Raw genomic sequence first — 21,612 nt, 5'->3', positions numbered from 1 at the left:
GTCACAGCCTGCAGGGCAGCGCCCCGTCGCTCCATGTGTTCTGGACAGGAATCCTCCATGCGTTTCTTCAATATTCTGGCAGTCGGTTGCCTGGCCCTGATCTCGGCCACTGCCCATGCTGAAAATGTCTCCGGCCTTTATCAAGTGCGCGAGCCGGTCACCGGGCAGGGCGCCGAGGCCCGTGCCGCGGCTACCACCCAGGCCCTCGATACCTTGGTAACGCGCCTGACCGGCGACCCCAAGGCGGCGCAAAGCCCGGCATTGGCCGCGCTGCGCAAGGACCCGCAGCAAATCATCAACCAGGTCGCCAGCGAAGCAGGGCCACCCGAATCGGTGCTGGTCGAGTTCGACCCAGGCAGTACCGAACGGGCCTTGCGCAAGGCCGGCCTGGCCTTGTGGGGCAGCAACCGCCCCTCGATCCTCGGCTGGTGGCTGAACGACAGTATCGAAGGCAGCAACCTGGTCGGTGACGGCCAGGCCAGCGCCCAACCCCTGCGCCGTGCCGCTCAGCACCGTGGCTTGCCGTTGCGCCTGCCGCTGGCCGACCTGCAGGAGCAACTGGTGGCCAATGCCGAGCAGATCGAAGGCAGCGACCCTGCGGCGCTGCGCGAAGCCTCGGGGCGCTACGGCGCCGATGCCTTGCTGGCGGTGCATGCCCGGGAAACCGACGGCAAGTGGCAGGGCAAGTGGCAGCTGTGGCTGGGCGACCAGCGTGAGCAAGGTACTGCCGAGGGTGCCGACCCGGCAGCGTTGGCCGACGCCGTGATGCTGGCGCTCAGCAGCCGCCTGGCGCCGCGCTACGTCACTCGCCCAGGTGCCAGCAGCCAGTTGCAGGTGCAAGTGCAGGGGATGAACCTGCAGCGCTACGCCGAACTCGCCCGCGTGCTCGAACCCTTTGGCCCACGCTTGCAAATGGCCGAGGGCAGCACCCTGACCTACGACGTGACCGCCAACCGCGAACAGCTGCGCGCCCAGCTTGGCCTGGCCAAGCTGCAGGAAGTACCGGTAGAGCAGGCGCCCGCAGTGCAGGCGCCTCCAGCACCGGCAGACACTGCCGGGGCCGGGCAACCAGTGCCGACCCAGTCAGCACCCAAGCCGTTCGACGGTTTGCGTTTTCGCTGGTAAGGGGAGCACACCGTGACCGACATGCGTCGTTGGATCTGGCTGGGCGTTGCCCTGCTGGTCGCCGTGCTGCTTTACAGCCTGCACAACATTCTTACCCCGTTTCTGGTCGGCATCCTGCTGGCCTACCTGGCCGACCCGCTGGTCGACCGCCTGGAGCGCCTGGGGCTGTCGCGCACCTGGGGCGTAGTCGTGGTGTTCGGCCTGTTCACCCTGTTGCTGCTGGCCTTGCTGCTGGTGCTGATACCGATGCTGGCCAAGCAGTTGGTGCGCCTGTATGAGCTGGCGCCGCAGATGCTCGACTGGCTCGAGCACGTGGCGCTGCCCTGGGTGCAGAGCCGCCTGGGCCTGGCTGACGGCTTCTGGAAGTTCGACAAGATCAAGGCCGCCATCAGCACGCACATGGGCCAGACCACCGATATCGTCGGCGTGCTGCTGTCCCATGCCACCGCCTCGGGCCTGGCGCTGATGGCCTGGCTGGCCAACATGGTGCTGATCCCGGTGGTGGGCTTCTACCTGCTGCGAGATTGGGACCTGATGATGGGCAAGCTGCGCAACCTGTTGCCACGTCAGCGTGAGGCGCAGGTGCTCGGCCTGGCAGGAGAGTGCCACGAAGTGCTGGGCGCGTTCGTGCGTGGGCAGCTGCTGGTGATGGTGGCGCTGGGCATCATCTACTCGGCGGGTCTGATGCTGGTGGGGCTGGAACTGGGCCTGTTGATCGGCATGCTCGCCGGGCTGGCGGCCATCGTGCCGTACATGGGCTTCATCATCGGCATCGGCGCGGCCTTGGTGGCTGGCCTGTTCCAGTTTGGTGGCGACCTGTACCCGATGCTGGGCATCGTCGCGGTATTCATGGTCGGCCAGGCGCTGGAAGGCATGGTGCTGACCCCGCTGCTGGTCGGCGATCGTATCGGCCTGCACCCGGTGGCGGTGATTTTCGCGATCCTGGCCGGCGGTGAGCTGTTCGGCTTTACCGGGGTGTTGCTGGCGCTGCCGGTGGCGGCGGTGATCATGGTGCTGCTGCGACATGTGCATGATCTGTACAAGGAATCGGACATGTATGCCGGGGATATTGACCCGGAGTTGTGAGCTTGAGGCCTCTTGGCTGCGCTGACCCTTGTAGGAGCGGCCTTGCGTCGCGATGGGGCGCGCAGCGGCCCCAGGATATCTGCCCTGGCTCAGGATTTCCGGGGCCGCTTTGCGGCCCATCGCGACACAAGGCCGCTCCTACAGGGCCGATGCCACAGGCGTTTGGCGCGCAACTCGTTGATTTTACTTGGGCTATCCGCTGCCGTGATTGTGCGCCCCGCGCTGCGGGTATAGACTTTGCAGATTGTTCACCAAAGGCCCCCTGCGGTCCTGTCGACCGCCCGCGAGCATGAAACCACCGATCCAGTTGCCCCTGGGTGTGCGCCTGCGCGATGACGCCACCTTCATCAACTACTATCCGGGCGCCAATGCTGCGGCATTGGGCTACGTCGAGCGGCTATGCGAAGCCGACGCCGGCTGGACCGAGAGCCTTATCTACCTGTGGGGCAAGCAAGGTGTTGGCCGTACCCACCTGCTACAGGCTGCCACCCACCGCTTCCAGCAACGCGGCGAACCCGCTGTCTACCTGCCGCTCGCGCAATTGCTCGATCGTGGTGTAGGGCTGCTCGACTACCTGGCCCAGTACGAACTGGTGTGCATCGATGACCTGCACGTGATCGCCGGCAAGGCTGACTGGGAAGAGGCCATGTTCCACCTGTTCAACCGCCTGCGTGACAGCGGCCGGCGGCTGCTGCTGGCTGCCTCGGCATCGCCGCGCGAACTGCCGATCAAGCTGCCCGACCTGAAGTCGCGGCTGACCCTGGCCCTGGTGTTCCAGATGCGTGGCCTGTCCGACGAAGACAAGCTGCGCGCCCTGCAACTGCGTGCATCGCGCCGTGGCTTGCACCTCACCGATGAAGTCGGCCACTTCATCCTCACCCGCGGCGCACGCAGCATGAGTGCGTTGTTCGACCTGCTCGAACGTCTCGATCAGGCCTCGCTGCAGGCGCAACGCAAGCTCACCATTCCTTTCCTCAAGGAAACCCTGGGTTGGTAAGCCCCTGAAAACGTTGGGCCAGAGCGGCAAAACAAAAAAGTCACATCTTTTTCGATAAAATTTGCAAATGGCCATGATAGAGGGCATAGTTTCACCCTTCTAAAGGATTACAGACACGGTCGTGCCCATGCTGAAGCGCTTCGCACCCCTCGTGCCACTCGCACTCGTGACCCTGCTTTTTGGCTGCGCGGCCCAAGGCCCAGCATCTCATTCAGAGCCGCAGCCCCAGGATCACTCCCCGATCGCCGCACAATCGGCGTTCAAGGCCAAAGCCTCGTCCTCGTCGGTATTCGGCGAGCCGGAAGAGCTGGCCACCGAAGATGACCTGCAGTCTTTCTCCAGCAGCAAGCCTTACCAGCTGCCAGCGCTGGCTGACAGCATTCTCGAGCGCGGCATGTCGTTGATCGGCACCCGCTACCGCTTCGGTGGTACCTCTGAGAAGTCCGGCTTCGACTGCAGTGGCTTCATCGGCTACCTGTTCCGCGAAGAAGCGGGCGTGACCCTGCCGCGTTCCACGCGTGAAATGATCAACGTCGATGCGCCGAAAGTGGCCCGCAACAAGCTCAAGCCAGGTGACCTGCTGTTCTTCAGCACCAATGGCCGCGGCCGCGTCAGCCATGCCGGCATCTACCTGGGTGACAACCAGTTCATCCACTCCAGCAGCCGCCGCAGCGGTGGCGTGCGCATCGACAGCCTCGGTGATCGCTACTGGAGCAAGACCTTCATCGAAGCCAAGCGTGCCTTGGCCATGGCGCCGACCACCAATATCGCGCGCAACTGATAGCAAAATGATATATCCTGCCACGGCGGCGATGCTTTGAAAAAGCTCGCCGCCGTGCGCATTTATAGAAAACGTCTAATCTAAATTCTCAACTCTTTTCGGCTGCGGCCCAGCGGACTCAGACAGGATGTTCTGGCCATGGTAAAGATGGCGCGCTTCGCATTTCTCCCCTTGGCAGCCTTGCTGGCTGCCTGCTCCAGCCGTGCGCCTGCGCCGGCCCCTGTGGTACAGCCGCAGGTAACCTATAGCCAACCCAGCCCTTCGCCGATTGCCGATGACGTGCTGATGCGTGCTATCGGCCTGGTGGGCACGCCTTATCGCTGGGGTGGCAACACGCCAGATTCCGGTTTCGATTGCAGTGGCCTGATCAAGTACGTTTACCGTGATGCCGCCGGCATAAGCCTGCCGCGTTCTACGCGTGAGATGATCGTCATGCGCGCACCGACCGTGGATGCCAACTCGCTGCAGTCCGGTGACCTGGTGTTCTTCGCCACCAGTGGTGGCTCGCAGGTCAGCCATGCTGGCATTTATGTCGGGGAAGGGCGCTTCGTGCATGCGCCTTCAAGCGGCGGCACGGTGCGCCTGGACTACCTGTCCAACAGCTACTGGGCCAAGGCTTACCTGCAGGCGAAGCGCGTCATACCGCAAGGGCATCTGGCGCAGAATCCCTGAATGGCAGGGCCGCAAAGCGGCCCCAATCCTGTTGGCAATGCGGGCTCACGGCGCCTTGCTCACCCGCCAGACCACATTGCCGACATCATCGGCTACCAGCACGCCGCCACGCCCATCATTGATTACCCCGACCGGGCGGCCCTTGGCCTTGCCATGCTCATCCAGAAACCCGGTAAGCAGGTCCACAGGCTTGCCCGAGGGTTTTCCTGACGGGTCGAACGGCACGAAAATCACCTTGTAGCCACTGTGCGGCTTGCGGTTCCACGACCCATGCTGGCCCACGAACGCCCCCTGTTGGAACGGCGGTGGTAGCCCATTCGGTTCGGCGAATGCCAGCCCCAGCGAAGCCGTGTGTGGGCCCACGGCATAGTCGGGAACCAGCGCCTGGGCCACTTTGTCAGGCGCTGGCGGTTGTACGCGCTCGTCCACATGCCTGCCATAGTAGCTGTAGGGCCAGCCATAGAAACCGCCGTCCTTCACGGAGGTGATGTAGTCCGGCACCAGATCGCTGCCGATCTCGTCACGCTCGTTGACTGCCGTCCACAACGCACCGCTGTGTGGCTCCCAGGCCAGGCCGTTTGGGTTGCGCAGGCCGGTGGCGAACAGGCGGTGCTGGCCGCTGGCTGGGTCAACTTCCCAGATCGCGGCGCGCCCCTGTTCCTTGTCCAGGCCGTTTTCGCCTACGTTGCTGTTGGAACCGACCGTCACGAAAAGCTTCTTGCCATTGGGGCTGGCGATCACGTTCTTGGTCCAGTGGTGGTTGAGCGGCCCGCCTGGCAACTCGACCACCGACTGGCCTTCATTGCGAATTTGCATGGCACCGGGCTCGTAGTGAAAGCGCAGCAGCTTGTCGGTGTTGGCGATGTAGAGGTTCTTGCCGACCAGGGCCATGCCGAACGGTGAGTTGAGGTCTTCGATGAAGGTTGTGCGGATTTCTGCCACGCCGTCGTGGTCGGCGTCACGCAGCAGGGTAATGCGGTTGGCGCTGGGCACGCCTGCACCTGCCCGCTTCATCACCTTCTTCATGACCCAGCCGCGCAGGCCCTTGCCATCTTCGGGCTTTGGCGGGGCGTTGGTTTCGGCCACCAGCACGTCGCCGTTGGGCAACAGGTAAAGCCAGCGAGGGTGGTCCAGTCCGCTGGCAAACGCTTTCACCTGAGTTCCTGGTGCTGCCTCGGGCTTGTCGTCCTTTGGCCAGCCCACTGCCGGGGCGATATTCACGGTGGGGAGGGCAGTTTTGACCGGAGCGGGCAACTGGGGCGTTGGGCCACTGCCGTCGAGTACATTCAGCAGGGCGGTTTCGCCGCAGGCAGTCAGGCTGGCGGCCAATAACCAAGGCGTCAGGTGTTTCATGGGCGGCGTCCTCCTAACAGGGCCTATGAATTGAGAGGTCGGCGGCATTCGCCAGGTTCCCGGCAACCATCCAACTGTCGTTGTCGTTGTCGTTGCCGTTGCTTTTGCTTCTAAGCGCGCGATAGTTCAGGCGCCGCAGATTGCGACTTCAGGAGGCCGAGCGGTGGGACTGCGGAGGGAGGTGACGGGCATGGATGCCCGTCAAGCGCTGAGGCCCCATGGATGGGGCCTGCAGCGCGTACTCCCGGGAGCAGGCCCGTAGCGAGGGAACCCCGGAGCGCAGCGTAGGGGCCGGATGATAGGAGCCAGCGTTTTTTGGTTACTTTTTGTCGCGTTTGACAAAAAGTGACCCGCCGTAAGGGCGGAAAGGTGATTAAGCGCCACCTTCGCAAATGAATGTTGACCTTGTTGTTGATGCCCACGCTTGAAAGCAAAGAGCAAAGAGCAAAGAGCAAAGAGCAAAGAGCAAAGAGCAAAGAGCAAAGAGCAAAGAGCAAAGAGCGGAAAAGTACTGGTTTTGATATCGGGCATAGTCCATTTACGATGGCGACTCATACTCACCTTTCCGCCCTTACGGCGAGTCACTTTTTGTCAAACGCGACAAAAAGTAACCAAAAAACGCTGCGCTCCCATCATCCGGCCCCTACGCTGCGCTCCGGGGTTCCCTCGCGCCGGTCTTGCTCCCGGGAGTACGCGCTGCAGGCCCCATCCATGGGGCCTCAGCGCTTGACGGGCATCCATGCCCGTCACCTCCCTCCGCAAGACCTCTGCTCGGCCTCCTGAAGTCGCGAAGATCAAGATCAAGATCAAGATCAAAAGCAAAAGCAAAAGCAAAAGCAAGAGCAAGAGCAAGAGCAAGAGCAAGCAGGTCTGGTGGTGGCTCAATGTGCCAGTTGCAAGGTGGCGGGGCGGGCCCAAGAATCAGATTTAACACCTTTCTTGTAGGCCGTTTCCCAAAGATACTCCCAACGCCTATTCTCCGTTGCGCGTGCCAAATGCGGTCTCTAGTCTCGGCATGTCGTTGACCTTCAATGACCGGGTTAGCCGCCCGAAATCGTCAGACACCGCAGCCGTGCAATACCGAGCAATCGGCATTGGCGCCTCATGGCGGCTGTGCGTGGGGCACCTGCGGGTGCGCCGGGTGCCTGACGTCCCGGTCGGCTAACCCACGTACAGCTGCCACCATACTGTTTAGCCGCGGTCGGTGGTCGCTTCACTACGACAGGAGCCCTAAATGACCACCGAAGACACGAAATGCACAGTCGGCAAAACCATATTCTTTCAAGGTGAAAACCAGACCCACCCCCTGTTCCGCATCGAACCCGGCATCTCCTGCCAGAACGCCCGCGAACAAGCCTCGGAATTGATTGGCTATGCACGGGATCTGACCATCGACGGCCTGATGGAAGACAAGCCAAAGCTGATCTGGGCCGCGCACTACCTTTGTGCCTTGGGCAAAGCGCTGCTGGATGATGCCGAACTCGGCATGATGCGTTAGGACCTGAAGGGCGCGCAGGGGGCCGCATATAACTGAAAGATTTAGCAGGGGCTCTGTGGGAGCGGGCGCGCCCGCGAATACCGGCGTAGCCGGTGCCAGCCACCGCGTTGAATTCTTCGCGGGCACGCCCGCTCCCACAGAAGCCATATCGCGCTTGCGAAACGAGTTCCGGCCCCGGCCTGAGCCGAAGTTGCTTCAAGCCTGCTTGAGCAACAACGCCACCCCCGGAAAATACTGCCCCAGCTCGTTGTGCAACTTGCGATAGGCATACGGGAAGTACCAGGCGATGGCACAGGCAGTATGTTTCTGCAGGTCGTCGACCAGGTCCTGCAGTTCCTCAGGGCTGGCATGCTGGCCAGCCTTCCACGGGCTGATGAACAACGCCCCGGCCTTCAACTGGCTGGGGTAGGCCACCTGACGCGCGAGGGCAGCGGTCTGCTGCAGGGCGTCGGCCATGTCCAGCCGGACGATTTTTGGCCAGCGCTGGCTGACACTGAGGTACAGCGCTTCATCGGCACTGCTGATCGACAGGTCGCAGCGCCCTTCATACTCGCCTTCGTCGCGCTGCTTCTTGCCGGCAAACTGCTGCAGCGCCGCCAGTTCGGCCTGCCACGCCGCTGCGGCAAGCAGCCCGGTATTGGCGGCTGCACCATGCCAATAAGGTGCTTCGGCATCGCCGGCAAACTGGTTGAAGCGGTCGATACAGTCGCCCCAGCGCTCCAGCGCCGGGGCGAGGAACTCCAGACGCGGGTTGTTGATGATCTGGCCTCGCATGCTGCGCTCTCCTGTTATCGTTGTTGTCGCGTTCAGCTGAAAGTAATGGCTATGTGATATCACTGTATTCAGTGTGGCACAACCAGGTGAATTGGCCATTACCCGGGCGATGCCTGTTCGACTGCAAAGCAGCCCGCTTCGATTGACGCTCCCGGTGCAACCCTCTAACCTTCGCGCGTGTTTCAGGTGTCCTGCCAGCCCCGTCTGGGCAGGGTGAAACTGGGAAGCCGGTGGGTGCCAGCATGGCGCGATTCCGGCGCTGCCCCCGCAACGGTAGGTGAGTCGCGGCCGCGCAGGGCCACTGGGTGCCAGCACCCGGGAAGGCGCGCAGGCTTGGGCCAAGGCCCGCTCACAAGCCCGGAGACCGGCCTGATACTGCCAACGGCATCACGGAGGGTGATGCGCGGTGCACCGTGGCCTACGGCCACGGCCCCTGCGCGTTCTCCGTCTGCCCGCCTTTTACCTGTCGCCGCGCGTTGCCGTGGCGCCAGCCAGCGGAGAACCCTGATGAGCGAATCCACCGAACGCGACGAACGCCACCTGGCGCGCATGCAGCGCAAGAAGGCGATCATCGACGAACGTATCGCCAATTCCCCCAACGAATGCGGCCTGCTGCTGGTGCTGACCGGCAATGGCAAGGGCAAGAGCAGCTCGGCCTTCGGTATGCTCGCTCGCGCCCTGGGCCATGGCATGCAGTGCGGTGTGGTGCAGTTCATCAAAGGCCGCAACAGCACCGGCGAGGAGCTGTTCTTCCGCCGCTTCCCCGAGCAGGTGCGCTACCACGTGATGGGCGAAGGCTTTACCTGGGAAACCCAGGACCGCCAGCGCGACATCGCCGCCGCCGAAGCGGCCTGGGCCGTGTCGCGCCAGTTGCTGCAAGACCCGAGCGTGCAGTTCGTGGTGCTCGATGAACTGAACATCGCCCTCAAGCACGGCTACCTCGACCTTGATCAGGTGCTGTCCGACATCCAGGCCCGCCCACCGATGCAGCATGTAATCGTCACTGGCCGTGCCGCGAAACCCGAGATGATCGAGCTGGCCGACACCGTGACCGAGATGGGCATGCTCAAGCACGCGTTCCAGGCCGGCATTCGTGCACAGAAGGGCGTGGAGCTGTGAGCCAGCCGCGCCATTGCCCCGCCGTACTGATCGCGGCACCGGCCTCTGGCCAGGGCAAGACCACCGTCACCGCCGCCCTGGCCCGCCTGCACCGCAACCTCGGGCGCAAGGTGCGGGTGTTCAAGTGCGGGCCCGACTTTCTCGACCCGATGATCCTCGAGCGGGCCAGCGGCGCGCCGGTGTATCAGCTCGACCTGTGGATGATCGGCGCCGAGGAAAGCCGCCGCCTGCTGTGGGAAGCCGCCGGCGAGGCCGACCTGATCCTGATCGAAGGGGTGATGGGGCTGTTCGACGGCACGCCGTCCAGCGCCGACCTGGCGCGCCACTTCGGCGTGCCGGTGCTGGCGGTGATCGATGGCACGGCCATGGCCCAGACCTTCGGCGCCCTGGCCTTGGGCCTGGCACGCTACCAGGCGGACCTGCCATTTGCCGGTGTGCTGGCCAACCGGGTTGGCAGCCTGCGCCATGCGCAACTGCTGGAAGGCAGCCTGACCGAAGGCCTGCGCTGGTATGGGGGCTTGTCCCGCGAGCGCGGTATCGAGCTGCCCAGCCGTCACCTGGGGCTGGTCCAGGCCAGCGAACTGAACGACCTGGACGCGCGCCTGGATGCCGCTGCCGAGGCGCTTGGTGCCAGTTGCGATGCTGCCTTGCCGCCGCCAGTGGCCTTTGCCGAACCCGAACCGCAAGCCAGCGCTGCCTCGTTGACCGGTGTGCGCATTGGCGTGGCGCGGGACGAGGCCTTTGCCTTCACCTATGGCGCCAACCTCGACCTGCTGCGCAAGCTGGGGGCACAGCTGGAGTTTTTCTCGCCGCTGCATGACCGCGAGCTGCCAGCAGTGGACAGCCTGTACCTGCCGGGCGGTTATCCCGAACTGCACCATCACGCCCTGGCCGCCAATGCGCCGATGAGCGAGGCGATACGCGCCCATCACGCCTTGGGCAAACCGTTGCTGGCAGAGTGCGGCGGCATGCTGTACCTGCTCGATGCCCTGACTGACGTAGCCGGCGAGCGTGCCGAACTGCTCGGCCTGCTGCCCGGCGAAGCAACCATGCAGAAGCGCCTGGCAGCCCTGGCGCTGCAGGCGGTGGAACTACCGGAAGGCACCTTGCGCGGGCACACCTATCACCATTCGCTGACCAGTACCGCACTGGAGCCGATTGCCCGAGGCCTGAGCCCCAACGGCGGGCGTGGCAACGAAGCGGTGTACCGCCTGGGTCGGCTGACGGCTTCCTACGTGCACTTCTACTTCCCCTCCAACCCAGATGCGGCGGCGGCGCTGTTGCGACCATGAGCGAGCACGCCTACAGCGACGTCGAGCGCGCCGCGATCTACCGGGCCATCGGCGAACGCCGTGACATGCGCCACTTCGCCGGTGGCGAGGTAGCCCCGGAACTGCTGGGCCGCCTGTTGGCTGCCGCGCACCAGGCACCGAGCGTCGGGTTGATGCAGCCCTGGCGTTTCATCCGCATCACCCGGCGCGACCTGCGCACGCGCATCCAGGCATTGGTGGAAGCAGAGCGGGTACGTACCGCCGAAGCCTTGGGCGAACGCTCCGACGCCTTCATGAAACTGAAGGTGGAAGGCATCAACGACTGCGCCGAGCTGCTGGTGGCTGCCCTGATGGACAACCGCGAGCCGCATATCTTCGGCCGCCGCACTTTGCCCGAAATGGACCTGGCCTCGCTGGCCTGCGCCATCCAGAACCTGTGGCTGGCCGCCCGTGGCGAAGGCCTTGGCATGGGCTGGGTGTCGCTGTTCGACCCGCAGGCGCTGGCGGCGCTGCTGGGCATGCCGGCCGGGGCCAAGCCGGTCGCAGTGCTGTGCCTGGGGCCGGTAACCGAGTTCTACCCGGCACCGATGCTGGTGCTGGAAAACTGGGCCGAGGAACGGCCTTTGAGTGAAATGCTCTTTGAGAACCAATGGGGAGAGCACCAATGAGCGTGGCCTTGCTGACCGTGGCCGGGGTGGCCCTGGATGCCTTGCTGGGCGAGCCGCAGCGGCGTCACCCGCTGGTGGCCTTCGGCAACATGGCCAGTAACCTTGAGCGCCGCCTGAATGCCGGTGGGCGCGGCTGGCGCAGCCACGGGGTGAGCGCATGGTTCCTCGCCGTTGTGCCGCTTACCCTGTTGGCACTGATCCTCTCCTGGCTACCGTATATCGGCTGGCTGGTCGACGTGCTGGCATTGTACTGCGCTGTCGGGCTGCGCAGCCTGGGCGAACATGTGTTGCCGGTGGCCAGTGCCTTGCGCCAGGGTGACCTACAGGAAGCGCGGCGCCGTGTGGGCTACCTGGTCAGCCGCGAAACCCGCGAACTGGACGAACCCGCGGTAGCCCGAGCGGCCACCGAATCGGTGCTGGAGAATGGCAGCGACGCGGTGTTCGCCGCGCTGTTCTGGTTCGTGGTGGCTGGCGCGCCGGGCGTGGTGCTGTACCGCCTGAGCAACACCCTGGACGCCATGTGGGGCTACCGCAACGAGCGCTTCGAACGCTTCGGCTGGTGCGCGGCGCGCGTCGACGATGTGCTCAACTATATTCCCGCCAGGCTGGTGGCATTGACCTACGCGCTGCTGGGCAAGACCCGCCTGGCCCTGGCCTGCTGGCGCAAGCAGGGCCCGCTGTGGGATAGCCCCAATGCCGGGCCGGTGATGGCTGCCGGTGCTGGTGCGTTAGGGGTGGAACTCGGTGGGCCAGCGGTGTACCACGGCGAGCTGCATGAGCGGCCACGCCTGGGTGACGGGCCAGTGGCCGACGCCGACGCCATCGAGCGCGGCTGGGGCCTGGTGCAGCGCGGCGTATGGCTGTGGCTGTTGGTGATCTGCCTGGGGGCCTATATCAATGCTTGAACACGGAGGCCGCCTGCTGCGGGCGGTACGGCAATACGGCATCGCCCGCGAGCAGTGGCTCGATCTGTCCAGCGGCATTGCGCCATGGCCTTTTCCGATTCCACCGATTCCCATGGAGGCCTGGGCCCGCCTGCCGGAGACCGAGGACGGCCTGGAAGACGCTGCACGGGCGTATTACGGCGCCCGCCAATTGCTGGCGGTGGCTGGTTCCCAAGCTGCGATCCAGGCCTTGCCACTGCTGCGCGCAACCGGTCGGGTAGGGGTAATGACGCCGTGCTATGCCGAGCACCCCTACGCCTGGCAACGGGCGGGGCACCAGTTGCTAGAGCTGGACGAAACGCAGGTCGACGCGACGCTCGACAGCCTCGATGTACTGGTGCTGGTCAACCCCAACAACCCCACCGGCCGCCGGGTGCCGCGTGAGCGCCTGCTGGAGTGGCACGCGCGCCTGGCTGCCCGCGGTGGCTGGCTGTTGGTCGACGAAGCGTTCATGGACAACACCCCGGCGGATGGCGTGGTCGATTGTGCCGAGCGCCCAGGGCTGATCGTGCTGCGCTCGTTCGGCAAGTTCTTCGGCCTGGCTGGCGTGCGTCTCGGGTTCGTTGCCGCCGAACGCAGCCTGCTGCAGCGCCTGGCCGAGTTGCTCGGCCCGTGGACGGTCAATGGCCCGACCCGGGTGCTGGCCCAGGCCAGCCTTGCCGACCACGCTGCCCAGCGTGTGCAGGTCGAACGCTGCGCCGCCGCCAGTCAGCGGCTGGCGATGCTGTTGCGCAGCGCCGACCTGGCGCCCAGCGGCGGTTGCGACCTGTTTCAGTACGTGCGCAGCGAGCATGCCGCGCACCTGCATGACTTTCTTGCCCGCCGCGGCATCCTGGTGCGGTTGTTCGAGCAGCCGCCAGCGGTACGCCTTGGGCTGCCAGAATGCGCGGCGGATGAGCTGCGCCTGGCCCAGGCCCTGGCGGATTATCAAAAGGAAACGGCATGACCACGCTCATGGTGCAGGGCACCACCTCCGACGCCGGCAAGAGCACGCTGGTGACCGCACTGTGCCGCTGGCTGTTGCGCCAGGGCGTCGGCGTGGTGCCGTTCAAGCCGCAGAACATGGCGCTGAACAGTGCGGTGACCGCCGACGGCGGTGAAATCGGCCGGGCCCAGGCGGTTCAGGCCCAGGCCTGCCGGCTGCAACCGCACACCGACATGAACCCGGTGCTGCTCAAGCCCAACAGCGACACCGGCGCCCAGGTGATCATTCATGGTCGTGCCGTCACCAGCATGAATGCGGTGGCCTACCACGACTACAAGGCCATCGCCATGCAGGCGGTGCTGGCGTCGCACCAGCGCCTGAGCGCCGCCTGGCCGGTGGTCATGGTCGAGGGCGCGGGCTCGCCAGCGGAGATCAACCTGCGTGCCGGTGACATCGCCAACATGGGCTTTGCCGAAGCGGTGGACTGCCCGGTGATCCTGGTTGCCGACATCAATCGTGGTGGCGTGTTCGCCCATCTGGTCGGCACGCTGGAGCTGCTGTCGCCCAGTGAGCAAGCGCGGGTAAAGGGTTTTGTCATCAACCGCTTTCGCGGCGACATCGCCTTGCTGCAGCCGGGGCTGGACTGGCTGGAGCAGCGCACCGGCAAACCGGTGCTGGGTGTGCTGCCGTATGTCACCGACCTGCATCTGGAAGCCGAAGACGGCATCGATGTGCGCCAGGGGGCGAAGACCGAGCGCGTGCTCAAGGTGATCGTCCCGGTGCTGCCGCGTATCAGCAATCACACCGACTTCGACCCACTGCGCCTGCACCCCCAGGTGGACCTGCAGTTCATCGGCCCGGGCCAGCCGATCCCGGCTGCCGACCTGATCATCCTGCCGGGTTCCAAGAGTGTGCGCGGTGACCTGGCGCAATTGCGTGAGCGCGGTTGGGACAAAGCCATCGACCGCCACCTGCGTTATGGTGGCAAGCTGATCGGCATCTGCGGTGGCCTGCAGATGCTGGGCCGCGAAGTGCATGACCCGCTTGGTCTTGAAGGGGCCGCTGGCTCCAGTCCGGGGCTTGGCCTGTTCGATTACGCCACGGTGCTCGAAGCCGAGAAGCAGCTGCGCAACGTCGTTGGCACGCTGAACCTCGACGCAGTTCCGATTGCCGGTTACGAAATTCATGTCGGCGTTACCACCGGGCCTGCCCTGGAGCAGCCAGCCGTGCAACTTGCCGATGGCCGTTGCGATGGTGCTGTCAGTGCCGATGGCCAGATACTTGCCACCTACCTGCACGGCCTGTTCGAAGGCAGCCAGTCGTGCGCGGCGTTGCTGCGCTGGGCTGGCCTGGAGAATGTGCAGGTCATTGATTACGAGGCCCTGCGCGAACGCGATATCGAGCGCCTGGCCGACCTGGTGGAAAAGCACCTGGACACCGCGCGCCTGCGCCAACTCTGTGGGGTGGCCTGACATGCTCAACCTGATCCTCGGCGGCGCCCGCTCTGGCAAGAGCCGCCTGGCCGAACAACTTGCCAGCGCCAGTGGCCTGCCGGTGACCTACATCGCCACCAGCCAGCCGCTGGATGGTGAAATGAACGAACGTGTGCTGCTGCATCGCCAGCGTCGCCCCGGTGACTGGGGGTTGATCGAAGAACCCCTGGCCCTGGCCGCGGTACTGCGCGCCGAAGCGGCCGAAGGGCGGTGCCTGCTGGTGGATTGCCTGACCCTGTGGCTGACCAACCTGCTGATGCTCGAAGATGACCAGCGCCTGGCCGAGGAGCGTGATGCGCTGCTGGCCTGCCTGGAACAGTTGCCGGGCACGGTGATCCTGGTCAGTAACGAAACCGGCCTGGGCGTCGTGCCCATGGGTGAGCTGACCCGGCGCTATGTCGACCTGGCCGGCTGGCTGCACCAGGCTGTGGCCGAACGCTGTCAGCGCGTGGTGCTGACCGTGGCCGGCCTGCCCCTAATGCTCAAAGGACCCGCGCCGTGAGCATCTGGCAGGGCCCCTGTGGGAGCGGGTTTACCCGCGAACACCGGCGTAGCCGGTGCCATGCACCGCGTCGCATTTTTCGCGGGTGAACCCGCTCCCACAGGGTGCACGGCGCGCTTACGGAGTTTCTGTAAGCTTCCATTACCCAACTACGAACAGGCCCATGACCATGACCCAACCCTGGTGGCAATCCCCCTGCCAACCTCTCGACAACCCCGCCATGGACCAGGCCCGCGCCCGTCAGCAGCAGTTGACCAAACCTGCCGGTTCGCTGGGCCAGCTGGAGGGCCTGGCCATTCAGCTGGCCGGCCTGCAGGGCTGTGAGCGGCCGACCCTGGACCGCGCCGCAATCAGCATTTTTGCCGGTGACCACGGCGTGGTCGAGGAAGGCATCTCGGCCTACCCGCAAGCGGTGACCGGGCAGATGCTGCGCAACTTCGTCGGTGGTGGCGCGGCAATCAGCGTGCTGGCGCGCCAGCTGCAGGCAAGCCTGGAAGTGGTCGACCTGGGCACCATCGACCCGCACCTGGAACTGCCTGGCGTGCGCCATCTGCGCCTGGGCGCCGGTACCGCCAACTTCGCCCGCCAGCCAGCGATGACCGAGGGCCAGCTGCAGGCCGCCCTGCAGGCTGGTCGCGATAGTGCCGTGCGCGCCGCCGAACAGGGCGCGCAGCTGTTCATCGGTGGCGAGATGGGTATTGGCAACACCACGGCTGCCGCTGCCTTGGCCAGCGTCCTGCTGGGCTGCCCGCCGGCTGAGTTGAGTGGCCCGGGTACCGGCCTGGATCACGCCGGGGTGCGGCACAAGGCCGAGGTCATCGAGCGAGCGCTGAGGCTGCATGGCCTGAGTGCCAGCGAACCATTGCAGGCACTGGGCTGTGTCGGTGGTTTCGAGATCGCGGCCTTGGCCGGTGCCTACATTGGTTGCGCGCAGGCAGGTATCGCGGTACTGGTGGACGGCTTCATCTGCAGTGTCGCCGCGCTGCTGACGGTGCGCCTCAACCCGCAGTGCCGGGCTTGGCTGCTGTTCGCCCACCAAGGCGCAGAGCCTGGGCACAAAGCCTTGCTCGACGCGTTGCAGGCCGAACCGTTGCTGGCGCTGGGCCTGCGCCTGGGCGAGGGCAGTGGGGCTGCCCTGGCCGTGCCGCTGTTGCGCCTGGCCTGTGCGTTGCACGGGCAGATGGCGACCTTCGCCGAGGCTGCGGTGGCGGATCGCCCGGCATGATCCTCGATCTGCTGCGCCATGGCGAAACGGAACAGGGCGGCCTGCGTGGCAGCCTTGATGATGCCTTGACCGACAAGGGCTGGGCGCAGATGCGCCATGCCGTGGCCGAAGCCGGCCCGTGGGAGGTCCTGGTCAGTTCGCCGCTGCAGCGCTGTGCGCATTTTGCCGAGGAGCTGGGCGAGCGGCTGAACCTCCCCGTACAGCGTGAAGCGGCGTTACAGGAGCTGCATTTTGGCGACTGGGAGGGCCGTAGTGCGGCGCAGATCATGGAAGACCAGGCGGACGCGCTGGGGCGGTTCTGGGCGGACCCTTACGCGTTTACCCCGCCAAATGGCGAGCCGGTCGAGGCGTTCGCCGAGCGCGTGCTGGCTGCTGTCGAACGCCTGAGTCGGCAGCATGCCGGCAAGCGCGTGCTGCTGATCACCCATGGTGGCGTGATGCGGCTGCTGCTGGCCCGTGCACGTGGTTTGCCGAGGGCGCAGTTACTGCAGGTCGAAGTCGGCCACGCTGCGCTGATGCGGCTGGTGCCGGGTGACGACGGCCAGTTGGTCGAGGGGCGCTGAAATGTTGCCGTTGTGGATTGCCTTGCAATTTCTCAGCAGCCTGCCGGTGACTCTGCCAGGCATGCCAGCGCCGCGCGAGATAGGCCGCTCGCTGCTCTGCTACCCACTGGTCGGGTTGCTGTTCGGCCTGTTGCTGTGGCTGGCCAGCCACCTGCTGCAGGGTGCACCGACGCCGCTGCACGCGGCCCTGCTGCTGACATTGTGGGTGCTGCTCAGTGGCGCTTTGCACCTGGATGGCCTGGCAGACAGTGCCGACGCCTGGCTTGGCGGTTTCGGTGACCGCGAACGCACCCTGCTGATCATGAAAGACCCGCGTAGTGGGCCGATTGCCGTGGTCACCCTGGTGCTGGTGCTGTTGCTGAAGTTCTGCGCGTTGTGGGTGCTGGTCGAGCGGGGCATTGGCGCACAGTTGCTACTGGCACCCTTGATCGGGCGGGCAGCAATGCTTGGGCTGTTCCTGAGTACGCCTTATGTACGGCAGGGTGGTTTGGGGCAGGCGCTGGCCGAGCATCTTCCCCGGTATGCGGCCGGGTGGGTGCTGCTGGGCTGTGTGCTTTTCTGCCTGGGCCTGGGCGGGTGGATCGTGCTGCTGGCGTTCGCCGTGTTTGCCTGGTTGCGACAGCTGATGTGCCGGCGCCTGGGCGGAACTACCGGCGATACCGCCGGTGCAATGCTGGAGCTGCTCGAACTGGCCGTGGTGTTGGGGTTGGCGTTGGGCCTCTGAGTCTTGCTCCTGCAAGTGACCGCGCAAGCAGGATGTTTCTGTAGGGCGTTTCTGAGCCTAACGTGTCGGTAAATTCCTGAAAAACTCAGCAAGAGCCGACATCTTTTCACTGGCGTATGCTTGCCCCTCCGCTAACTGTCGAGGAGTGTCGGCACCATGCGTCATGTCATTCTCGCTGCGTTTCTGTTGGCCATGGTGCCCGCAGCCATGGCAGCCGATCTCATGGCTTTCTGGAACAGCCCCCGCCACGGTGGCAACAGCTTCAACCGGCTGCCACCTGATCAAGCCTACTTCGACGCCTTGGGCGGTTATGGCGCGACTTGGGTGCGGCTGTCCTACGACAAGTGGCAGCCGGCAGAACGCGACTTCCTCCTCGGCGATGCCGATGCCTACCAAGGCCTGCCTGCCACCGACCTGGCCACGCTGCGAGCCACCCTCGACCGCGCCCACAAGGCCGGCCTCAAGGTGGTCATCGCACCGCTTTCGCTACCCGGCATGCGTTGGTCGCAAAACAATCAGGGCCAGTTCGACGACCGCCTCTGGCAAGACAAACGCTACTGGTTGCAGGCTGCGGCGTTCTGGCGGGATCTGGCCCGTGAGCTGAAAGGCCACCCGGCCATCGCTGCCTACAACCTGGTCAACGAGCCCGCCCCGGAGAAGCAAGGTGGCCTGGCCGAGCATGCCGACCCTGGGCAAATGCAGCAGTGGTATGCACGGCAGCAGGGCGGTGCGCGTGATCTGCCTGCCTTGTATCGGCAGTTGATAGCAGCCATTCGCGAGGAGGACTCCGACACGCCGGTCATGCTCGATGCCGGCTGGTTCGCCGCCGCCGACGCTTTCGGTTACTGGCCGGCACCTCTGGAGGACCAGCGGGTGCTGTACAGCGTACACATGTACGAGCCCTATCTGGTGACCAGTGCACCGAACATGACGCGCAAGCAACCCATCGCCTATCCCGGGCCGGCACCGTTCGCGGGGCAGGCGCAGCAATGGGATGGGCAACGTGTGGCGCAGTACCTGCGCCAGCCGCTGGACTGGGCCGCCGCCATGAAAGTGCCCAGCTCGCGCCTGGTGGTGGGCGAGTTCGGCTGCATGCGCAGGTTACCGGGCTGCCGGCAATACCTGGAAGACGTGCTCAGCGTGCTGGATCACTACCGGTTGCACTGGGCCTTCTACAGCTTTCGTGAAGATAACTGGGACGGCATGGACTACGAATTGGGCTCGGCCAAGGTGCCGTGGCGCTATTGGCAGGCAATCGAGCAGGGCGCTCCAGACCCGCTGGCGCGCAAGGCTACAGCGGAGTTCGAGCCGATTCGCAGGCGCTTGAACCCGGGCTGAGGGGCATGCCTGTCAGTTAGGTAACTTGGGGCTGCGTAGCAGCCCCGTTAACGCTTTCTCTTGCAACATTACTGACGCGGGTATATACACGTATCCATGCTGACCAGTGAATGTATCTGTACCCACCTGCGTCGTGCCGCCCGTGGGGTGAGCCGACATTACGACGAGGCCCTTGCCGGCTTTGGGGTCAATGTCGCCCAGTTTTCCCTGTTGCGTCATCTGCAGCGGCTCGATCGCCCCAGTATCACCACGTTGGCGGAAGCCATGGGCCTTGAGCGCAGTACCCTGGGCCGCAACCTGCGGGTGCTGGAGGCTGAAGGGCTGGTGGCCTTGGCCGATGGTGACGACCAGCGCAACCGCGTGGTGCTGCTGACCGAGGCCGGTACCCAGCTGCTGCGTGCGGCCCATCCGGCCTGGGAACAGGCACAGGCCGAACTGGTGGAGCGGCTGGGGACAGGGCAGCGGGATGAACTGGTGCGTTTGCTGAACCAACTGGCTTGATTTGATACGACTATAAGCGGGTATATACCCGTAAAACCTTGCGATGTGCTGGAGATAACGACAATGACTTCGGTGTGGCGAACCAGCGGGTGGGTATTGGTGGGGGCAGCGTTGATCCTGGCGCTATCCCTGGGTGTGCGGCACGGCTTCGGCCTGTTCCTGGCGCCGATGAGCGCGGACTTCGGCTGGGGGCGTGAGGTGTTCGCCTTCGCCATTGCCTTGCAGAACCTGATCTGGGGGCTGGCGCAACCGTTCGCTGGCGCCCTGGCCGACCGCCTGGGCGCGGCGCGGGTGGTGATCATTGGCGGTATTCTCTACGCTGCCGGGTTGGTGCTGATGGGCATGGCCGACTCTGCCTGGTCGTTGTCGCTGAGTGCCGGCTTGTTGATCGGTATGGGCCTGTCCGGCACCTCGTTCTCAGTCATCCTGGGCGTGGTCGGGCGTGCCGTGCCAGCGGAGAAGCGCAGCATGGCCATGGGCATTGCCAGTGCTGCCGGTTCTTTCGGCCAGTTCGCCATGTTGCCGGGCACCCTCGGCCTTATCCAGTGGCTGGGCTGGTCCGCAGCGTTGCTGGTGTTGGGCCTGATGGTGGCGCTGATCGTGCCCTTCGTCGGCCTGCTGCGTGACCGCCCGCTGCCCACTCATGGTGCCGAACAAACCCTGGGCCAGGCCCTGCGCGAGGCGTGCTCGCACTCCGGTTTCTGGTTGCTGGCGCTGGGCTTTTTCGTCTGTGGTTTCCAGGTGGTGTTCATTGGCGTGCACCTGCCGGCCTACCTGGTCGACCAGCACTTGGCTGCGACTACCGGCACAACGGTGCTGGCGCTGGTAGGCCTGTTCAATATCGTCGGCACCTTCACCGCCGGCTGGCTGGGCGGGCGCATGTCCAAGCCGCGCCTGCTGACCGGGTTGTACCTGCTGCGTGCGGTAGTGATCGTGCTGTTCCTGTGGGCGCCGGTGACTGAGATCAGCGCTTACCTGTTCGGCATCGCCATGGGCCTGCTGTGGTTGTCCACGGTGCCGTTGACCAACGGCACGGTGGCCACCTTGTTCGGCGTGCGCAACCTGTCCATGCTTGGCGGTATCGTCTTCCTGTTCCACCAGCTGGGCGCCTTCCTTGGCGGCTGGTTGGGCGGGGTGGTGTATGACCGCACCGGCAGCTACGACCTGGTCTGGCAGATTTCCATCCTGCTCAGCCTTCTGGCTGCCGCCCTCAACTGGCCGGTGCGCGAACGCCCGGTCGCCCGCCTGCAGGCCCAGGCTGCATGAACCGCTATGTGGCTCAAGGGCTACTGGCCCTTGCCGCCCTGTTGCTGCTGGCGCTGGTGTGGTGGGGCTGGCACAAGGGCGGGATGGCGATGATGCAACTGGGCATGAGTGTTTGTTAGGCGCTACCCTGCAAGTTCAAGGATTGTCTTGCGGGAGAAACGAGTCATGCGTGCACATTGGTTGATGGTGCCGGTGCTGGCCCTGCTTGCCGGCGCATCGAGCTGGGCTGCCGATTGCCCGGCGTTGTTGCAAAGCAGCCTGCCAGAGTTGCGGGGCAAGGGGCAGGTGGACCTGTGCGAGCGCTTTGCCGGCAAGCCGCTGGTGGTGGTCAACACGGCCAGTTACTGCGGTTTTGCGCCGCAGTTCGAGGGGCTTGAGGCGACATACAAGGAATATCACGAGCAAGGCCTGGAAATGCTTGGCGTGCCGTCCAATGACTTCAAGCAGGAGGACGCCGATAGCGAGAAGACTGCCAAGGTCTGTTATGCCAACTATGGCGTCACCTTTACCATGACCAAGACACAGGCGGTGCGGGGCACGGATGCGATACCGCTGTTCGCGGAACTTGCCAGCCAGAGCAGTGCGCCGAAGTGGAATTTCTACAAGTACGTGGTGGACCGCAAGGGCAAGGTGATTGGTAACTTTTCCAGCCTGACCAAGCCGGATGACCCAGCATTCCGGGCAGCCATCGAAAAGGCCATTGCCTCCCAGCCATAACCTGGCTGCTCTTGCTCTTGCTCTTGCTCTTGCTCTTGCTCTTGCTCTTGCTCTTGCTCTTGCTCTTGCT

The 21,612-nt window shown here is 64.6% G+C and carries 23 protein-coding genes and 1 riboswitch; of the genes, 21 read left to right on the top strand and 2 right to left on the bottom strand.

Translation table 11 applies throughout. The features are described 5' to 3' along the window. The first annotated feature begins 57 nt into the window (after positions 1-57). From J5M58_RS03000 to J5M58_RS02980, 5 genes are all read left to right on the top strand, one after another. Positions 58-1,125: a DUF2066 domain-containing protein gene (locus J5M58_RS03000; protein WP_207877120.1), complete on the top strand. Its 1,068-nt coding sequence runs from the start codon at positions 58-60 to the stop codon at positions 1,123-1,125. 12 nt (positions 1,126-1,137) lie between these two features. Beyond that, complete coding sequence (locus J5M58_RS02995) at positions 1,138-2,211, top strand: AI-2E family transporter (protein ID WP_207877118.1); 1,074 nt, start codon at positions 1,138-1,140, stop codon at positions 2,209-2,211. Positions 2,212-2,500: 289 nt separating this feature from the next. Beyond that, a complete protein-coding gene (gene hda, locus J5M58_RS02990) occupies positions 2,501-3,208 on the top strand; it encodes a DnaA regulatory inactivator Hda (protein WP_013971369.1) in 708 nt (235 codons plus the stop codon). Positions 3,209-3,335: 127 nt separating this feature from the next. Continuing rightward, on the top strand, positions 3,336-3,989 hold the full coding sequence (locus J5M58_RS02985) for a C40 family peptidase (RefSeq protein ID WP_133970574.1): 654 nt from the start codon (positions 3,336-3,338) through the stop codon (positions 3,987-3,989). A gap of 138 nt (positions 3,990-4,127) precedes the next feature. Further along, positions 4,128-4,661: a C40 family peptidase gene (locus J5M58_RS02980; protein ID WP_112251131.1), complete on the top strand. Its 534-nt coding sequence runs from the start codon at positions 4,128-4,130 to the stop codon at positions 4,659-4,661. A 45-nt stretch (positions 4,662-4,706) separates the two neighbouring features. Here J5M58_RS02980 and J5M58_RS02975 read toward each other — a convergent pair whose 3' ends face one another. Next, positions 4,707-6,014: a sorbosone dehydrogenase family protein gene (locus tag J5M58_RS02975; RefSeq protein WP_112251133.1), complete on the bottom strand. Its 1,308-nt coding sequence runs from the start codon at positions 6,012-6,014 to the stop codon at positions 4,707-4,709. 1,234 nt (positions 6,015-7,248) lie between these two features. On the opposite strand from J5M58_RS02975, the gene J5M58_RS02970 reads away from it, so the two are divergent. Continuing rightward, positions 7,249-7,512 carry a DUF3077 domain-containing protein gene (locus J5M58_RS02970; protein WP_112252663.1) on the top strand — a complete coding sequence of 88 codons (264 nt, stop codon included), beginning with the start codon at positions 7,249-7,251 and terminating at the stop codon, positions 7,510-7,512. A 195-nt stretch (positions 7,513-7,707) separates the two neighbouring features. Here J5M58_RS02970 and J5M58_RS02965 read toward each other — a convergent pair whose 3' ends face one another. After that, positions 7,708-8,286: a hypothetical protein gene (locus J5M58_RS02965; RefSeq protein ID WP_207877116.1), complete on the bottom strand. Its 579-nt coding sequence runs from the start codon at positions 8,284-8,286 to the stop codon at positions 7,708-7,710. A 167-nt stretch (positions 8,287-8,453) separates the two neighbouring features. Further along, a riboswitch (cobalamin riboswitch) is annotated at positions 8,454-8,674 on the top strand. A gap of 119 nt (positions 8,675-8,793) precedes the next feature. Here J5M58_RS02965 and cobO point away from each other — a divergent pair. The 15 genes from cobO to J5M58_RS02895 all read left to right on the top strand — a co-directional run bounded on the left by cobO (position 8,794) and on the right by J5M58_RS02895 (position 21,542). After that, on the top strand, positions 8,794-9,405 hold the full coding sequence (gene cobO, locus J5M58_RS02960; RefSeq protein WP_013971375.1) for a cob(I)yrinic acid a,c-diamide adenosyltransferase: 612 nt from the start codon (positions 8,794-8,796) through the stop codon (positions 9,403-9,405). Then, on the top strand, positions 9,402-10,697 hold the full coding sequence (locus J5M58_RS02955) for a cobyrinate a,c-diamide synthase (protein ID WP_112252661.1): 1,296 nt from the start codon (positions 9,402-9,404) through the stop codon (positions 10,695-10,697). The genes cobO and J5M58_RS02955 overlap by 4 nt, the downstream gene beginning before the upstream one ends. Continuing rightward, positions 10,694-11,344, top strand: coding sequence for a 5,6-dimethylbenzimidazole synthase (gene bluB, locus J5M58_RS02950; RefSeq protein ID WP_112252660.1), 651 nt, complete (start codon positions 10,694-10,696; stop codon positions 11,342-11,344). Before J5M58_RS02955 ends, bluB begins: the two co-directional genes overlap by 4 nt. After that, positions 11,341-12,249, top strand: a complete 909-nt coding sequence (cbiB, locus tag J5M58_RS02945; RefSeq protein ID WP_112252659.1) for an adenosylcobinamide-phosphate synthase CbiB — start codon at positions 11,341-11,343, stop codon at positions 12,247-12,249. Before bluB ends, cbiB begins: the two co-directional genes overlap by 4 nt. Further along, entirely contained in the window at positions 12,242-13,234 is a 993-nt protein-coding gene (gene cobD / locus J5M58_RS02940; RefSeq protein WP_112252658.1) for a threonine-phosphate decarboxylase CobD, read from the top strand. Before cbiB ends, cobD begins: the two co-directional genes overlap by 8 nt. Continuing rightward, complete coding sequence (locus J5M58_RS02935; protein ID WP_207877114.1) at positions 13,231-14,685, top strand: cobyric acid synthase; 1,455 nt, start codon at positions 13,231-13,233, stop codon at positions 14,683-14,685. The genes cobD and J5M58_RS02935 overlap by 4 nt, the downstream gene beginning before the upstream one ends. 1 nt (position 14,686) lies before the next feature. Beyond that, positions 14,687-15,208, top strand: a complete 522-nt coding sequence (gene cobU, locus J5M58_RS02930) for a bifunctional adenosylcobinamide kinase/adenosylcobinamide-phosphate guanylyltransferase (RefSeq protein WP_207877112.1) — start codon at positions 14,687-14,689, stop codon at positions 15,206-15,208. A gap of 169 nt (positions 15,209-15,377) precedes the next feature. Next, positions 15,378-16,433 (top strand): nicotinate-nucleotide--dimethylbenzimidazole phosphoribosyltransferase, encoded by a 1,056-nt coding sequence (gene cobT / locus J5M58_RS02925; RefSeq protein ID WP_207877170.1) that lies wholly within the window; start codon positions 15,378-15,380, stop codon positions 16,431-16,433. After that, positions 16,430-16,996 carry a histidine phosphatase family protein gene (locus J5M58_RS02920; protein WP_207877110.1) on the top strand — a complete coding sequence of 189 codons (567 nt, stop codon included), beginning with the start codon at positions 16,430-16,432 and terminating at the stop codon, positions 16,994-16,996. Before cobT ends, J5M58_RS02920 begins: the two co-directional genes overlap by 4 nt. Position 16,997: 1 nt before the next feature. Then, on the top strand, positions 16,998-17,720 hold the full coding sequence (locus tag J5M58_RS02915; RefSeq protein WP_207877108.1) for an adenosylcobinamide-GDP ribazoletransferase: 723 nt from the start codon (positions 16,998-17,000) through the stop codon (positions 17,718-17,720). A gap of 222 nt (positions 17,721-17,942) precedes the next feature. Next, positions 17,943-19,058, top strand: a complete 1,116-nt coding sequence (locus J5M58_RS02910) for a glycoside hydrolase family 5 protein (protein ID WP_181457371.1) — start codon at positions 17,943-17,945, stop codon at positions 19,056-19,058. 96 nt (positions 19,059-19,154) lie between these two features. Further along, positions 19,155-19,559 carry a MarR family winged helix-turn-helix transcriptional regulator gene (locus J5M58_RS02905; protein ID WP_112252652.1) on the top strand — a complete coding sequence of 135 codons (405 nt, stop codon included), beginning with the start codon at positions 19,155-19,157 and terminating at the stop codon, positions 19,557-19,559. A gap of 72 nt (positions 19,560-19,631) precedes the next feature. After that, on the top strand, positions 19,632-20,825 hold the full coding sequence (locus tag J5M58_RS02900; protein ID WP_181457370.1) for an MFS transporter: 1,194 nt from the start codon (positions 19,632-19,634) through the stop codon (positions 20,823-20,825). Then, a complete protein-coding gene (locus J5M58_RS28280) occupies positions 20,822-20,944 on the top strand; it encodes a hypothetical protein (protein ID WP_258392826.1) in 123 nt (40 codons plus the stop codon). The genes J5M58_RS02900 and J5M58_RS28280 overlap by 4 nt, the downstream gene beginning before the upstream one ends. A gap of 46 nt (positions 20,945-20,990) precedes the next feature. Then, the gene (locus J5M58_RS02895) at positions 20,991-21,542 is read left to right on the top strand and encodes a glutathione peroxidase (protein WP_112252650.1); all 552 of its coding nucleotides are present in this window, start codon (positions 20,991-20,993) and stop codon (positions 21,540-21,542) included. Positions 21,543-21,612: the final 70 nt, after the last annotated feature.

Source organism: Pseudomonas sp. 32_A (assembly GCF_017490905.1).
Taxonomy (GTDB): Bacteria; Pseudomonadota; Gammaproteobacteria; order Pseudomonadales; family Pseudomonadaceae; genus Aquipseudomonas; species Aquipseudomonas inefficax.
This window is presented reverse-complemented; position numbering and strand designations above follow the sequence as displayed.

Excerpts from the sequence above, each read along its gene's own strand:
- J5M58_RS03000 (WP_207877120.1), top strand. The coding sequence starts at position 58 with ATGCGTTTCTTCAATATTCTGGCAGTCGGTTGCCTGGCCCTGATCTCG.
- hda (WP_013971369.1), top strand. The coding sequence starts at position 2,501 with ATGAAACCACCGATCCAGTTGCCCCTGGGTGTGCGCCTGCGCGATGAC.
- J5M58_RS02985 (WP_133970574.1), top strand. The coding sequence starts at position 3,336 with ATGCTGAAGCGCTTCGCACCCCTCGTGCCACTCGCACTCGTGACCCTG.
- J5M58_RS02980 (WP_112251131.1), top strand. The coding sequence starts at position 4,128 with ATGGTAAAGATGGCGCGCTTCGCATTTCTCCCCTTGGCAGCCTTGCTG.
- J5M58_RS02975 (WP_112251133.1), bottom strand. The coding sequence starts at position 6,014 with ATGAAACACCTGACGCCTTGGTTATTGGCCGCCAGCCTGACTGCCTGC.
- J5M58_RS02970 (WP_112252663.1), top strand. The coding sequence starts at position 7,249 with ATGACCACCGAAGACACGAAATGCACAGTCGGCAAAACCATATTCTTT.
- J5M58_RS02965 (WP_207877116.1), bottom strand. The coding sequence starts at position 8,286 with ATGCGAGGCCAGATCATCAACAACCCGCGTCTGGAGTTCCTCGCCCCG.
- cobO (WP_013971375.1), top strand. The coding sequence starts at position 8,794 with ATGAGCGAATCCACCGAACGCGACGAACGCCACCTGGCGCGCATGCAG.
- bluB (WP_112252660.1), top strand. The coding sequence starts at position 10,694 with ATGAGCGAGCACGCCTACAGCGACGTCGAGCGCGCCGCGATCTACCGG.
- cbiB (WP_112252659.1), top strand. The coding sequence starts at position 11,341 with ATGAGCGTGGCCTTGCTGACCGTGGCCGGGGTGGCCCTGGATGCCTTG.
- cobD (WP_112252658.1), top strand. The coding sequence starts at position 12,242 with ATGCTTGAACACGGAGGCCGCCTGCTGCGGGCGGTACGGCAATACGGC.
- J5M58_RS02935 (WP_207877114.1), top strand. The coding sequence starts at position 13,231 with ATGACCACGCTCATGGTGCAGGGCACCACCTCCGACGCCGGCAAGAGC.
- cobU (WP_207877112.1), top strand. The coding sequence starts at position 14,687 with ATGCTCAACCTGATCCTCGGCGGCGCCCGCTCTGGCAAGAGCCGCCTG.
- cobT (WP_207877170.1), top strand. The coding sequence starts at position 15,378 with ATGACCCAACCCTGGTGGCAATCCCCCTGCCAACCTCTCGACAACCCC.
- J5M58_RS02920 (WP_207877110.1), top strand. The coding sequence starts at position 16,430 with ATGATCCTCGATCTGCTGCGCCATGGCGAAACGGAACAGGGCGGCCTG.
- J5M58_RS02915 (WP_207877108.1), top strand. The coding sequence starts at position 16,998 with ATGTTGCCGTTGTGGATTGCCTTGCAATTTCTCAGCAGCCTGCCGGTG.
- J5M58_RS02910 (WP_181457371.1), top strand. The coding sequence starts at position 17,943 with ATGGCTTTCTGGAACAGCCCCCGCCACGGTGGCAACAGCTTCAACCGG.
- J5M58_RS02905 (WP_112252652.1), top strand. The coding sequence starts at position 19,155 with ATGCTGACCAGTGAATGTATCTGTACCCACCTGCGTCGTGCCGCCCGT.
- J5M58_RS28280 (WP_258392826.1), top strand. The coding sequence starts at position 20,822 with ATGAACCGCTATGTGGCTCAAGGGCTACTGGCCCTTGCCGCCCTGTTG.
- J5M58_RS02895 (WP_112252650.1), top strand. The coding sequence starts at position 20,991 with ATGCGTGCACATTGGTTGATGGTGCCGGTGCTGGCCCTGCTTGCCGGC.